The following is a 13,544-nucleotide window of genomic DNA, read 5'->3' as shown; positions in this document are numbered from 1 at the left end:
ATTGGGATTAGTGTTTAGTTCTTATAAACCACTAATTTACCATTTTCTTTTTTAATGTTGATGTTTGCAGATTTTTTTATCGCATTTAAGCAAATTGTTAAATTTGATGTAGGCACAGCACCCGTGATACGAATGTCTTTACTAGTAGGAACCTTAAAATCAAAATTTACTCCGTAGGTGTCCGATATTTTCTCTAAAGCTTGGTGTAAGGTAAGGTTATTAAACAACAGCGTTCCTTGCGTCCACGACAGGTGTTGCTCTTTACTTACAATGTGCTTATCAATGAGAATTTTCTTTTCATCTGAAGAGTATTCGATATAGTCCCCTGGAAACATTTTTTTTGAATTTCCATTATTGAGTGTCAACCAAATATTTCCCTCGTCTAAATAGACTTTCGTTTTTTCTCTGCGTGTATTGACATTAAATTCTGTTCCGTAAACTTCGACGGTAAGGTCTTTGGTGTTGACGAAAAACTTAGCTTCTTTACTAGGGAGTTTGTTCACCTTAAAAAAAGCTTCTCCTTTCATCCATATATTTCGAACGTCGTTTTTGTGATAGGTGATTTCAGAATTTGAATTCAAAGCGACTTCAGTCCCGTCGGGTAATTTGATGTTTAGGGTTTCACCAAAAGCCGTTTCATGAGTAACGAGTGCATTGTTAAGCCCGGTATAGGTTAGTACTCCAAACGATATTGCTAGCAGTATAGAAGCGGCAACTGCGAACTTCATAATACTTGGATTTTGGAAAATCCCCTTTTTCTTCTTGGCTTCTTTCTTTTGAACAGTCTTTAGCTTTGCTTCGAGCTTAGTCCATTCAACTTGTAATTTTTCTTCGCCAACGGTATCTTTTTTAAAATTGATACCGAGTAATATGTCTCTGGCTTCGTAGGCGATATCTCTCTTTAAAGGATTGTTTTTGAGCCAAAAATCCCAAAATGAAACATCCGACAATTGACTGTTAAATGCCCAATTCTTAAAAGAATCGTCATTTAAAAAATCATGAATACTATTATAGGTTTTTTTGGTCATCAAAACTTTGTAAGCTAAGGTATTTACAGATATAAGAAAAATATATTGCAAATATACTCTTTTTTCTTACGCAAATTTATGAATTTAATAATTGTAAAATAGCCATTTCTTCACGTAAGTTTTTTATCGCCTTGTGGAGCGTGTTAATGACACTTTGATAATTGATGTCCATCGTTTCAGCAATTTCCTTGGCTTTGAGGTCACAGTGAAACTTTAGATAGATAACTTCACGTTGTCTTTTGGGTAGTTGGTTAATGAGTTTGGCTAGGTTTTTATCCCTAAAAGTAGTTGATTCTTGGTAGGTTATGAACTCTTCTGGTGTAAAATTGATGTCAACCATATCTTTGTCCAAGTTACGGACAATAGCGTATTTTTGGTTGCGGTTTATTTTTTTGATGATAAAACGTCTAAAGGAAGAAAATAAATAAGGTGCAATGGTGTTAAGGTCACTCAAGTTTTCTTTGTGCTCATAGATGTACACAAAAAAATCCTGTAAGGCATCTTCCGTTAAATCTTGGTCTTTAGAAATTTTTAAACCGTAGTTGTGTAAACTTGGATAAAACTTCTCAAAAAGCACTGAAAAGGCCGAAATGTCGCCCTCTTTAAGTGATTTCCATAGTATTTCATCCGATAAGTTCCTCATTGTACATCAGTTATTCTAGGCTAAAAGTAGTAAAAAAATAATTAATTCATAATAATTTGTTAAAATTAGTGTGATTTTCTCGTTGTAATCGGCGTTTAAAGTCCTATAAATAATACTATATTTGCAATCGCAAAAAAAGATCAATACTTAGAAAATAATGAAAGCAGGAATTGTAGGATTACCTAATGTTGGAAAATCAACATTGTTTAATTGTTTATCGAATGCAAAGGCACAGAGTGCGAATTTTCCATTTTGTACTATTGAACCGAATTTAGGAGTGGTAAACGTACCAGATCCGAGAATTGAGAAGTTAGAGGAGTTGGTAAATCCTGAAAAAGTAGTACCTGCTACTGTTGAAATCGTAGATATCGCAGGATTGGTGCGAGGAGCGAGTAAAGGAGAAGGATTAGGAAACCAGTTCTTAGCTAATATTCGTGAAACTGATGCTATTTTGCACGTACTTCGTTGTTTTGAAAATGACAATATTGTGCATGTTGATGGTTCTGTTGACCCTATCCGTGATAAGGAAACCATTGATATTGAGTTGCAACTTAAAGATCTGGAGGCCGTGGAAAAGCGTTTGGATAAAGTGAAGAGAGCGGCAAAGACAGGAAATAAAGAGGCTCAAAAAGAGTTGGAAGTTTTAGAAACCATCCAAAAAGCCTTGTTAGAAGGAAAGTCTGTACGTACTTTAGAATTCACTGAAAAGGAAGAAGAGTTGGTAAGTTCAATGCAGTTCATTACAGCAAAGCCTGTATTGTACGTGTGTAATGTAGACGAAGCCTCAGCTAAAGACGGAAATGAATACGTAGCTAAAGTGCGTGAAGCAGTGAAAGATGAAGATGCTGAAATTATTGTATTAGCTGTAGCTACTGAAGCAGACATCGCAGAATTAGAAGATTACGAAGAGCGCCAGATGTTCCTTGGAGATATAGGATTAGAGGAGCCAGGAGTGTCTCGATTAATTCGTTCGGCTTATTCGTTGTTAAATTTACAAACCTATTTTACTGCAGGTGTAAAAGAAGTTCGTGCTTGGACTGTTTTGGTAGGAGCAACAGCACCTCAGGCAGCAGGAGTAATTCATACGGATTTCGAAAAAGGATTTATTAGAGCAGAAGTTATCGCTTATGATGATTACGTTTCTTTTGGATCGGAAGCAAAAGTAAAAGAAGCTGGAAAGATGCGCGTAGAAGGTAAGGAATACATCGTTAAAGATGGTGATGTAATGCACTTCCGATTTAATGTTTAAGAAGTAGAAAAAAAACGATCATACTCAAAACTCTATCGAAGCTTTTCGATAGAGTTTTTTTGTACCTTTAAGCCAAATTATAAAGGAGTCTATGCAATTTAATTCAACGAGTTTTCAGTTTTTAAAAGAGTTAAGAGAAAATAATAATCGAGAGTGGTTTGCCGATCAAAAACCAGCGTATACAGAAGCGTTGGCAGCAGCAAAAGATTTTTTCAATACTGTAAAGCTGGGACTTGAACAGCACGATGAAATTGAAAAGCAGAAACTGTTTAGAATTTATAGAGATGTGCGTTTTAGTAAAGATAAAACGCCTTACAAAACACATTTTGCAGGTTCGTTTTCGAGATTGGGTGCCGCCCTTCGAGGAGGCTATTACTTACATGTAAGTCCTGGAGAAACCATGTTGGCTGGTGGATTTTGGGAACCTAACAAGGACGATTTATTACGCATACGTAAAGAACTGGAAATTGATGCGGAAGAGTTGCGTACCATTTTGGCAAGCAGTTCTTTTGTGCAACATTTCGGGGGTGTTTTAGAAGGTAATGAGCTGAAAACGGCTCCTAAAGGATTTGATAAAACCCATCCAGATATCGATTTAATTCGAAAAAAAGGCTTTGTTGCGGTTCGTCGCTTTAGTGATCAAGAAGTGCTTTCGGCAACGTTTTCTGATGAAGTAGCCGCTTCGTTTGTGGCGCTACGTCCGTTTTTTGACTATATGAGTGATGTACTGACCACCAATTTAAATGGAGAGTCGCTTTTGTAAAACCGTTTAAAAGTGCAGGTGCATTTTTATTTCTCTTTTTAGATAGGCATAGGTAATTCCCGTAGCTAAAATATCGGCGATGGGAAAAGAAATCCATACTCCCATAACACCGTAATATTTAGGTAATAAATACACCAGCGGAATTAAGAATACGCCCTGTTTTAACAAGGTGAGTACTAGGGCCGGAAAAGCCTTTCCTACTGCCTGAAAATAGGCTGCTCCAATGAGCTGCGTGGTGATGACAGGCGTAGCCAAAAAGGCGATAATAAGCGCCTCTGGTGTGGCTTTTAACAGGTTTTGATCATCGGTAAATACGCTTACTAGCTGGTTCGGAAACAACATAATCCCTATAAATATGATACTGGCTATGACGGTACCAAATCGTATGGAAGTATTTATCGTTTCCTTCACTCTTTGAGCATCCTGCGCTCCGTAGTTGTAACCGGCGATAGGAAGAAACCCTTGAGTTACCCCTAATACAGGAAATAAAGCGAACATCATAACCCTGTTAATAATACCGTAAACAGCAATGGCCGTTTCTCCACCATAGCGAAAAAGGCTGTAGTTTAAGATGATTATTAAAAGGCTAATCGTCCCTTGTCGGATAACGGTAATGCCACCCAAAGCCACGATTTGGCGAACGAGGTGCTTTCGCAATAACAAATCTCGGAAGGTGATGCGTAATTCGTTGTGTTTAGAGATAAAGAAAAAGATGACAAACCCGCCGCTAACACCGTAAGAAATAGCAGTGGCTAAACCGGCTCCCATCATTCCTAAAGGGTATATTTTAATAAATAGAATATCTAATATTATGTTTGATATTGCCGGTAATATCAGTGTATACATAGCGAAGTTGGGTTTCCCCATAGCGCGTATCAACGGGTTACCCATCATGGCAAAAGCCAGTAGCGGAACGCCCCATATAATGGTGTGGAAATAGTCGGTTGCAGGAGCGCTAATAGCACCTTTAGCTCCGAATATTTGCAAGAGCGGGAAACAAAAGAACGTACCGAGGAATACAAAGGAAAATGAAAGGAGGAGTGTTAAGCTAATTTGATTGCCAAAGACAGTCGTTGCCACTGCGCGGTCTCCTTTTCCTAAAGCTCTTGAAATGACCGAGCTACCACCGATTCCAATTCCCATACCGATGGAGGAAATGAAAAAAGCAATGGGTAGTACCACCGTAATGGCGGCAATGGCCATGACGCCTATCCACTGTCCGACAAAAATGGTGTCGACAATCATATTTAAAGACATGACCAATATTCCAACGGACGCCGGAATGGCCTGTTTTAGTAAGAGTTTACTGATGTTTTCTGTTCCGAATTTCTGTGTCAAGTCAAGGGGGGATTTTTGCTAATCGAAGCAATATCTCAATTTTTTGAAGATTGACACAAATATTAAGTTACTTTTAAGTAATAATTAACATCAATGAATTAAGTTTGCCCCATGAATTATTTTGAGCATAAAGTACAGGTGAAACCTGAGCATATCGACGTATATAATCACGTAAACAACGTGGTGTATGTGCAGTGGATTCAGGATATTGCCGATGCGCATTGGAATCTCTTAACCGAAGGGAAAGGAGCATTGGATTATGCCTGGTTTGTGGTGAAACACGAAATAAATTACAAGCAACAAGCTGTTGTCCACGATGATTTACTAGTAAAAACATGGATTGGCGAAACTGGAGGTGTAAAATCAGTTCGTCATGTAGAAATTTACAGGGATTCTGTTTTGTTAGTAAGTTCGCAAACTACTTTTTGCCTCATTGATTTAGCCACTAAAAAACCTCGCAGAGTTACAGCGGATGTATTGGCATTATTGGTACCTTCAAAAAACAGTTAGAACATGAGTAAATTTAAGGAGTTAGGAGTCGCAGCCTCATATGTAAAAGGCTTAACTGAATTAGGGATTCAAGAGCCCACAGAAATCCAAGAAGCAATTATTCCGTATTTGTTAAATAATGCTGCCGATTTGGTGGGGCTAGCACAAACGGGGACGGGGAAAACAGCCGCCTTTGGACTGCCATTGCTCAATCGTATTGATACGGATAAAAAAGAGATACAAGCGCTAATTTTGACTCCAACACGCGAGTTGGCACAGCAGGTAAAACACCAGTTATTTAAATATACCAAGTACGTGCCTGAACGCATTTTTATGGAAGCTGTTTTTGGTGGAGAGAAAATAGCAAAACAAATCGCGAATTTGCAACGTACCACGCATGTGGTTGTCGCGACACCAGGAAGGTTAATCGATCTTATAGAGCAAGGAGCAATAAATTTAAAGCAGCTCGATGTACTCGTTTTGGACGAAGCAGATGAGATGTTGAGTATGGGCTTCAAAGAAGACCTACAACGCATTCTGCGCTATACGCCGAAAACTAAGCACACCTGGCTTTTCTCAGCGACGATGCCCGAAGCTGTTTCGGGAATTATAAAAAAGTACCTACAACCAGAGGCTAAGCAGGTGCGAATTAGCAAACCTTTGGAGGTAAATAAAAATATCAGTCATCTTTATATTACTACGCCATCGGCAAAGAAGACGGCAGTCTTGACGCGTTATTTGCAAAAGCATCAAAAACAACGCGGTATCGTTTATGCCAGGACCAAGGCGGGAGCGCAGCGCATAGCTACAGCCTTAAAAGAGCGAGGCCTTTCAGTGGAAGCTCTAGAAGGTGGTATGCAGCAACGAGAACGCGATAAGGTGATGCGTATGTTTAAAAAAGGCAGTATTCAAACCTTGATTTCTACTGATGTTTCGTCGAGAGGAATCGATGTAAGTAAGTTAGATTTTGTATTTCATTATCAATTGCCAGAACAAGATACCGTGTATACACACCGAAGTGGTCGTACGGCTCGAGCAGGATCAAAAGGGGTTTCTATAGTGTTGGCGACGAATAAAGACCGAGGAGTACTCGACAGGTTGTCAAGAACTTTACAAATAACGTTTAAAGAGTTTAGCTTTTAAAATGGATATCATTTATAGTATCGATATTATCGGAACTTTTGCTTTTGCTATCAGTGGCGCACTGGTTGCCATGAAAAAAGAGTTTGATGTATTTGGTGTTATCATAATAGCCTTTGTAACGGCTGTTGGTGGTGGGATGATGCGAGACGTGCTCATCAATGCACATCCGATTAATTGGATTGGGGATATTAACTACATTTGGACAATTTTAACCGCGGTGGTCTTTACCTTCCTTTTCCGAAGCAAAATCGCCCCGCTGCGTCGAACGATGTTTTTGTTTGATACTATCGGAATTAGTGTGTTTACCTTATTGGGACTTCAAAAAGGGTTGAATTACGATTTGCACCCTTTTGTAGCATTAGTAATGGGAATGGTTTCTGCTGTATTTGGAGGCGTTATCAGAGATGTGCTCACGCGAAAAGTTCCGTTGATTTTTAAAAAAGAAATCTACGCCTCGGCCTGTTTATCAGGGGGCGTAGTGTATTTGTTATTAGGCTATGCTGAGGTACATGAAGACCTTCAGTTTATAACTTCTGCTTTGGTTATTATTTTAATTAGGACAGTTGCTGTAGTCAAAGAATACGAGTTGCCTAAAATAACCAAAGATCTCTTTACGAAAGCTTCTTAGTTTAGCGCAGCCAAGATTTTTGAATACTTGTTTTCGAAAAATAGTACAGCAATAAACCGATGGCAACAACCGTGAGCGGCATGATGGCTGCCACGGGGCCGAATATTTCTAAACTATTACTCACAAAGAGGTTGTAGTACATTTGAACTACGATGCCTACCATGGAAAGTAGAAATAGTTGCTGAGCAAATCTTTTGCGCAGCACCAAACTCACACAGCCCAAGAAACCAGCAAACACAGCAATCGCAAATGCTGCCATGGCCCAAGTAGGGGTAGCTTCGATCAGTTTGAGCTGTTCAGCGGTATACATGGAAGTAAAGGTGGCTGTTTTATATACTTGCTGTATGTAGGCATTGACCCCCATAGCATTCCAGAACAGTGATACAATTGCAATTACCCAAAAGTACAACGGGGGTTTTGTTTCAGTTTTTGTCATGATTACGATTGGTTTAGTTACTTAAATTTACGTTGATTGTACGGTAATTCAAAAAATATTTTGAGCTATTGAAAATCTCCTAGTGTAGAAAAAAGTGTTTTCAATTGTCTTTTTGATGTTGTTGGTCGATTTTATTTTTAATGATTCTACTTAATTGCCAATTTGAATGGAAACTAAATATCAATTTTATGAAACCCTTCAATTTTATCCTAAAGGCAATACTTATCGCATTTTTGTCTACATCCTACGTAGGTTTTACCCAAGTAAATACGGGAGGAACGGCAACTACAGCCAACCACAATAAACAAGTTATTGGTTATATCACCAATTGGGATGCTTGGAAAACCGCTAAGGCTGGAGTTCCAGCTCAAGGAGCACTAACGCATCTCAATATCGATTATAGCAAGTACACTATTCTGAATTATTCATTCTTTGGAGTCGCTAAAGACGGCTCGTTACACAGCGGAGATCATCGGAATAAAAGTATTCACCAACAAGGCAGTGTACAAGAACCCAAAGATATTTTTTTCACAGACATATATTCGAGTTGGGACCTTCATATCTTGTTTGGAGAAATAGATCCCATCCAGTACATCAATGAAGCTGCCAAGAAAAGAGCGGAAGCTCAGGGGTTCAAGGTGGCTTTGAACGGAACTACCTGGGAGCAGCCAACTTGGGGGTTAAGCGGTAACTTACCCGTTCCATTGCACAAGGAAAATGGAGCTCCTGGATTGTTGGCGCTGGCCAAACAAAAAGGTGTCAAGGTAATGGCCTCAATAGGAGGATGGAGTATGTGTAAGCACTTTCCTGAAATGGCAGCGGATCCAGTAAAGCGCGCCAAGTTTATTGACGATTGTAAAAAATTAATCGCTACCGGTTTTGATGGAATCGATTTGGACTGGGAGTACCCAGGCCCGTATGCGGGGATGAACTTTACGGGAACTCAGGCCGATTTTGCTAATTTTGAACTCCTAGTCAAAGAACTGCGTCAGGCCATTGGCCCTACTAAATTGATCACAGCAGCTATGTCGGCTGACCCGAGAAAGTTAAATGACTTTAATTGGGGAGCACTTGCAAAAGACATGGATTATTTCAATATGATGACTTACGATATGAACGGAGGATGGTCAAATAAGGCTGGTCATAATGCACCAGTGTATGCCTATGACAACGCCGAAGTTTCGTTTTTTAATTGGAAATCAACCTTAGATAAGTTAAAAGAAAAAGGAGTGCCTACCGCTAAAATTTGTTTCGGTGCCCCTTTTTACGGTAGAGGAGTAATTACTAAAGGAAATGCCGATTTGAATGCACCAACGGTAAAAAGAGCAGAGACCGTGCAACCTGATGGTCCTATAACTACCTGTGCCGATTATACCAATTGGCCGAAGAATGTATATGACGGAACTCCAAATTACTTTTTTATTAAACAAAAAGCCCTACAAGCCAATAGCGGTTGGACTCGAAAGTGGGATGCACAGGCAAAAGTACCTTACTTGGTTAAGGGAAATTATTTTTTGAGTTATGATGACGAAGAGTCTATTGCGATTAAAGCACAGTTTATTAATGAAGAAAAGCTAGGAGGAACTATCGTTTGGACAGTGTATGGTGACTTGGAATTAGGAGGGTCAGTAACCTCTTTCGGTACAAAATTAAAACGTTGGTCACAGGTAAAGTCCCCTTTAGTAAATAAGATGAATGAGGTATTTGCACAAGGTGGTGGTACGGTAAATCAAGCCCCTAAAGTGCAAATTACGAGTCCTGCGACTACCAGTACGCATCCAGTCGGACAAAATATTGCAGTGACGGTAGCGGCGTCGGACGTCGATGGGACTGTTACTGCTGTAGAGCTGTTTAATAATGGTACTTCAATAGGGATGAAAACGAGTAGTCCTTATAGTTTCGATATCAGTAACCTGGCTGTTGGGACCTATACGCTAACGGCAAAGGCCACAGACGATAAAAATGCAGTAACTACCTCGGAGGAAGTTATTGTAATCGTTAAGGACACCGGAGCAAATGCTCCGCCGGTGGTCACAATTACCAATCCTAAATCGGATGCATCGTTAACTAAAAACGTGGCTGTGCTATTGACTGCGGAGGCTACGGATAGTGATGGTACTATACAAAAAGTAAGTTTCTGGGCCAATGATACACAGCTGGGAGAGGTGACGCAAAGTCCTTTTCAATGGAGCTGGACACCAGTTGCTGTAGGGGAAACAACGCTAAAAGCCATCGCTACGGATGATAAGGGTTCAACGGGAACCTCTGGATTGCTGAAGGTGACAGTTGTCGAAACTTCAGGGCCTTGTAGCGGGGTGGCTAATTGGGATGCATCAACAGCTTACCAAAAAGGGAATACAGTAAAAAAAGATAACCAATTGTACAAAGCAAAATGGTGGACACAAAATGAAAACCCAACAACCAATAGTGGTACATTTCAAGTTTGGGAAAAACTCGGGAGTTGTGGCGGATCAAATCCAGATAATCAGGCACCTCAGATAGCAATTACGAGTCCGGCTAACAATGCGACCATACAACAGGGGACAACGGTGACAGTGAACTGTGACGCCAGTGATAGCGATGGACAAGTGGTAAAGGTGGTGCTTTTTAATGGTGCGACAAAACTGGGAGAGAAGACAAAGGCACCTTATACCTTTGAAATTAAAAATATTGCAGCCGGATCGTACTCCCTAACAGCAGAGGCTGAAGATAATAAAGGAGCGAAAAAGAGATCTTCGGAGGTCTCGTTCACGGTTCCCGGAGGTGGTTCAAGCAGCTGTAACGGACTCCCGAATTACAGCGCAGGAACAGCGTATAGTAAAGATCAAGAAGTAGCTAATGAAGGCAATAGCTATAAATGTAAGATTGCGGGTTGGTGTTCTTCGAATGCAGCTTGGGCTTATGCACCTGGTAAAGGGGCACATTGGCAAGATGCATGGGAGAAATTGGGTGCTTGTAGCGGAGGTAATGAACCTCCTACTGTGACGATTACAGCCCCTAAAAATGGCGCTACTTATGATGGAGGAAGTACGATAGATATCACTATCAGTGCCGCGGATGATGAATCTGTAGCAAAGGTAGTTCTGTATCAAGGTACTAAAGAATTAGCTGTATTGACAAGTGCTCCTTATACCTATAGTTTAACAAATGCTGACGAAGCTAGTTATGTTTTTAAAGCGGTAGCGACGGATAATAAAGGAAGCGAAACGACGTCGGCAGAAGTTTTTGTCAGAAAGAAATCAACGGGGGGAACTCCACAGATACCAGGGAAAATTCTGGTAGGCTATTGGCATAATTTCAATAATAACTCAACCATTCCAAAACTGCGAGAGGTCTCAGACGCTTGGGATGTTATTTGTGTGGCTTTTGCGGAGCCTAAAGCAGGAAGTACAGCAGACATGCAATTTAACCCCTTTGAAATTTACCAGGGAAATACACAGGAATTTATCAATGATGTGGCTCTTTTAAAATCAAAGGGAAAAAAGGTCTTGATTTCAATAGGAGGGGCAAATGCTAAAGTAGAACTTAGGACAACTGAAGAGAAGGAAGTTTTTGTGAACTCTATGAAAACGATTATTCAGACCTATGGTTTCGACGGTATGGACATCGATTTAGAAGGAAGTTCACTGTCACTTGCAGGAGGAGATAGTGATTTTAGAAATCCGACTACCCCGAAAATAAAAAACCTTATTCAGGCTACACGGGAATTAAAAGCAGCGGTAGGCGCCTCTAATTTCGTATTGAGTATGGCTCCTGAAACTGCCTATGTACAAGGTGCCTATGGTACTTATGCTGGAGTGTACGGTGCGTACTTACCCGTAATTCACGCGTTACGTAATGATATGGACTACATTCACGTGCAACATTATAATACTGGTTCTATGTTTGGTGCAGATGGGAAAATTTATCAACCTGCAACAGCAGATTTTCATGTGGCTATGGCAGAAATGTTGATTACTGGGTTCAAGGTTGCTCAAACAGGATTGACCTTTCCTGGATTGCGAGCCGATCAGGTGGCCATAGGTTTGCCGTCGAGTAGCAAGGCTGCTGGTAGTGGTTATACTTCAGAGGCAGTAGTGCAGCAAGCATTGGATTATTTGATAAAAGGAAAGACCTATGCAGGGCGTACCTATACAACAAAAGCTGCGTATCCTAACTTCAGAGGCTTGATGACTTGGTCAATTAACTGGGACGTCGCCGCAGGTAGTGGTTTTTCAACGAGTCATCGCGCGTATTTAGACGGACTGCAACAGTCGAGCAAAAGCACAGCTAACGATCATAAAGCTACGCTGAATCTTGAACTGTATCCGAATCCGGTAAGTGATGTGCTACAAATAAAAGGTATACAGGGAAGTGGAGCATTGCGTATCCTTATTGCGGATATAAATGGAAGAAAGGTGATGGAGTTAGCATACAGCGAAGTGACTCCGAAACAAATATCGATAGCGCATTTAAATGGAGGTGTGTACACCGTTGTCGTAAAAACGTCGACTGACGTGCAAACGAAAAAGTTCATTAAATTGGAAAACTAGCAATTAGGAGTTTTCATTGTAGTAATCCTGCACGTTTTTATAACGTGTGGGATTTTTAGTTAAAGTAAGTGAAGAAAGTAAGGAATGCTCTTAAAAAACTGTTAAAGGGCTATCAGCGCTGTAACTAAAGAAGAACCCAGTCGTCTTTTAATTGATTACTAAGCACAACAATTGGTGATTAGTTAGTTTTTAATAGTTGATTGAAGAAAGGCTCAAGATGTATCTTGAGCCTTTTTCAGTTTTATAGAATAACTATTTTTTTTGTCGTACTTGCTTGTTGATTTGAAAGCGTTAAAAGGTATATTCCTTTTGCTAAATTATCAAGAGTTAGGGTTTCTTGACCAAAAGCAGGAGTAACGGAAAGCACTTTCTTACCGAGTACCGAATACAAAGTAATATTGGAAACGGTAACTGATGCAGGAATTTTTACAAAGATTTTTTTAATTGCTGAAGGATTAGGATACACTTCAACACTACTTAATTTGTGATCTTTAGTACTGGCAGTAGCCCATCTGTTTTCTGCAACCGGACCTCCCCAAATTTGAGTAGCTAGGTTTGGGTTGTCAATAAAAGGGTTGCGATTTCCTTGTGCATAGGTGTTTGATGAATTTCCGTGGTACGTATTTCTGGCATCTTCGATATTAGAAACTGGATCTTCGGCATTCCACTTAAGTAACAAATCGATCATATTACTGTCAACGGTATTGGCTGTACCAATAGCTACGTTTTTGGGTAAACACTGATTTCCGTAACGCAAATACATATACATCATCATACGGGCTACATCGCCTTTCCATTCATCACCAGGGTACCAACCTCCGGTAACATTTCCTGAATTACCACTACCTGTTGCGAATTTTTTATTACCGCGCTGGCTGTTATAACTCACATCAGAAGGGCGTAAATGATGCGCATCTGCACCAGGTCCTGACGATCCTAAGTTAGGAGTCCCTAAACTTTTAGGATACACGTGCTCTCTATTCCAATCACCCGAATTTCCTCCGTTGTCATTGACACCGCGCGTTCTGGCAGTCGTTCCAGAACTGCTGTATCCGTAAACCAACAGTACTTGTGATGAATTACTCGGATTTAAATCGGTGGCTTTACACGCTTCCCATACACCGGGAGTATAACTGAGGTTTCTCGTATGTGTACTTGCAATTTTGGTTGCAAGCGCATCTTTCAGTGCAATTCCTGATTTTGTCAGGTCTACGTCATTGTAGTAACTCTGCTGTGCATTGAGTGACCAGCACAAAGCGGTTACACTTAAAAAAAGTAATTTTTTTATCATCTAA

11 protein-coding genes are annotated in these 13,544 nt (G+C 40.2%); 6 read left to right on the top strand and 5 right to left on the bottom strand.

What is annotated here, in order from left to right; all coding sequences use genetic code 11:
- Positions 1 to 14: 14 nt before the first annotated feature.
- Both ACKTS5_RS12900 and ACKTS5_RS12895 read right to left on the bottom strand, forming a co-directional pair.
- Positions 15 to 1,028: a FecR family protein gene (locus ACKTS5_RS12900; protein WP_408044291.1), complete on the bottom strand. Its 1,014-nt coding sequence runs from the start codon at positions 1,026 to 1,028 to the stop codon at positions 15 to 17.
- Positions 1,029 to 1,104: 76 nt separating this feature from the next.
- Positions 1,105 to 1,671, bottom strand: coding sequence for an RNA polymerase sigma factor (locus ACKTS5_RS12895; protein ID WP_408044290.1), 567 nt, complete (start codon positions 1,669 to 1,671; stop codon positions 1,105 to 1,107).
- A gap of 157 nt (positions 1,672 to 1,828) precedes the next feature.
- On the opposite strand from ACKTS5_RS12895, the gene ychF reads away from it, so the two are divergent.
- On the top strand, positions 1,829 to 2,920 hold the full coding sequence (gene ychF, locus ACKTS5_RS12890; RefSeq protein ID WP_408044289.1) for a redox-regulated ATPase YchF: 1,092 nt from the start codon (positions 1,829 to 1,831) through the stop codon (positions 2,918 to 2,920).
- Positions 2,921 to 3,011: 91 nt separating this feature from the next.
- The gene (locus ACKTS5_RS12885) at positions 3,012 to 3,683 is read left to right on the top strand and encodes a DUF2461 domain-containing protein (protein ID WP_408044288.1); all 672 of its coding nucleotides are present in this window, start codon (positions 3,012 to 3,014) and stop codon (positions 3,681 to 3,683) included.
- 6 nt (positions 3,684 to 3,689) lie between these two features.
- Here ACKTS5_RS12885 and ACKTS5_RS12880 read toward each other — a convergent pair whose 3' ends face one another.
- Complete coding sequence (locus tag ACKTS5_RS12880) at positions 3,690 to 5,021, bottom strand: MATE family efflux transporter (RefSeq protein ID WP_408044287.1); 1,332 nt, start codon at positions 5,019 to 5,021, stop codon at positions 3,690 to 3,692.
- 111 nt (positions 5,022 to 5,132) lie between these two features.
- Here ACKTS5_RS12880 and ACKTS5_RS12875 point away from each other — a divergent pair, with 111 nt between their 5' ends.
- The 3 genes from ACKTS5_RS12875 to ACKTS5_RS12865 are packed head-to-tail and all read left to right on the top strand — an operon-like array spanning position 5,133 to position 7,281.
- Complete coding sequence (locus ACKTS5_RS12875; RefSeq protein ID WP_408044286.1) at positions 5,133 to 5,531, top strand: acyl-CoA thioesterase; 399 nt, start codon at positions 5,133 to 5,135, stop codon at positions 5,529 to 5,531.
- 3 nt (positions 5,532 to 5,534) lie between these two features.
- The gene (locus tag ACKTS5_RS12870) at positions 5,535 to 6,653 is read left to right on the top strand and encodes a DEAD/DEAH box helicase (RefSeq protein ID WP_408044285.1); all 1,119 of its coding nucleotides are present in this window, start codon (positions 5,535 to 5,537) and stop codon (positions 6,651 to 6,653) included.
- Position 6,654: 1 nt separating this feature from the next.
- Positions 6,655 to 7,281, top strand: coding sequence for a trimeric intracellular cation channel family protein (locus ACKTS5_RS12865; protein ID WP_408044284.1), 627 nt, complete (start codon positions 6,655 to 6,657; stop codon positions 7,279 to 7,281).
- Position 7,282: 1 nt separating this feature from the next.
- Here ACKTS5_RS12865 and ACKTS5_RS12860 read toward each other — a convergent pair whose 3' ends face one another.
- Positions 7,283 to 7,717 carry a hypothetical protein gene (locus ACKTS5_RS12860; protein ID WP_408044283.1) on the bottom strand — a complete coding sequence of 145 codons (435 nt, stop codon included), beginning with the start codon at positions 7,715 to 7,717 and terminating at the stop codon, positions 7,283 to 7,285.
- A 188-nt stretch (positions 7,718 to 7,905) separates the two neighbouring features.
- On the opposite strand from ACKTS5_RS12860, the gene ACKTS5_RS12855 reads away from it, so the two are divergent.
- Complete coding sequence (locus ACKTS5_RS12855) at positions 7,906 to 12,249, top strand: glycosyl hydrolase family 18 protein (protein ID WP_408044282.1); 4,344 nt, start codon at positions 7,906 to 7,908, stop codon at positions 12,247 to 12,249.
- 241 nt (positions 12,250 to 12,490) lie between these two features.
- Here ACKTS5_RS12855 and ACKTS5_RS12850 read toward each other — a convergent pair whose 3' ends face one another.
- Positions 12,491 to 13,540 carry an endonuclease gene (locus ACKTS5_RS12850; RefSeq protein WP_408044281.1) on the bottom strand — a complete coding sequence of 350 codons (1,050 nt, stop codon included), beginning with the start codon at positions 13,538 to 13,540 and terminating at the stop codon, positions 12,491 to 12,493.
- Positions 13,541 to 13,544 lie beyond the last annotated feature (4 nt).

Origin of the sequence: Tenacibaculum litopenaei (assembly GCF_964514025.1) — a bacterium.
Taxonomy (GTDB): Bacteria; Bacteroidota; Bacteroidia; order Flavobacteriales; family Flavobacteriaceae; genus Polaribacter; species Polaribacter litopenaei.
Note: the sequence above shows the minus strand (reverse complement) of the source record. Positions and strands in the feature narration are given on the sequence as shown.

What these genes read in the sequence shown, in the direction of transcription:
- ACKTS5_RS12865 (WP_408044284.1), top strand. Translation starts at nt 6,655, where the DNA reads ATGGATATCATTTATAGTATCGATATTATCGGAACTTTTGCTTTTGCT.
- ACKTS5_RS12850 (WP_408044281.1), bottom strand. Translation starts at nt 13,540, where the DNA reads ATGATAAAAAAATTACTTTTTTTAAGTGTAACCGCTTTGTGCTGGTCA.
- ACKTS5_RS12895 (WP_408044290.1), bottom strand. Translation starts at nt 1,671, where the DNA reads ATGAGGAACTTATCGGATGAAATACTATGGAAATCACTTAAAGAGGGC.
- ACKTS5_RS12870 (WP_408044285.1), top strand. Translation starts at nt 5,535, where the DNA reads ATGAGTAAATTTAAGGAGTTAGGAGTCGCAGCCTCATATGTAAAAGGC.
- ACKTS5_RS12855 (WP_408044282.1), top strand. Translation starts at nt 7,906, where the DNA reads ATGAAACCCTTCAATTTTATCCTAAAGGCAATACTTATCGCATTTTTG.
- ACKTS5_RS12885 (WP_408044288.1), top strand. Translation starts at nt 3,012, where the DNA reads ATGCAATTTAATTCAACGAGTTTTCAGTTTTTAAAAGAGTTAAGAGAA.
- ACKTS5_RS12860 (WP_408044283.1), bottom strand. Translation starts at nt 7,717, where the DNA reads ATGACAAAAACTGAAACAAAACCCCCGTTGTACTTTTGGGTAATTGCA.
- ACKTS5_RS12875 (WP_408044286.1), top strand. Translation starts at nt 5,133, where the DNA reads ATGAATTATTTTGAGCATAAAGTACAGGTGAAACCTGAGCATATCGAC.
- ACKTS5_RS12900 (WP_408044291.1), bottom strand. Translation starts at nt 1,028, where the DNA reads ATGACCAAAAAAACCTATAATAGTATTCATGATTTTTTAAATGACGAT.
- ychF (WP_408044289.1), top strand. Translation starts at nt 1,829, where the DNA reads ATGAAAGCAGGAATTGTAGGATTACCTAATGTTGGAAAATCAACATTG.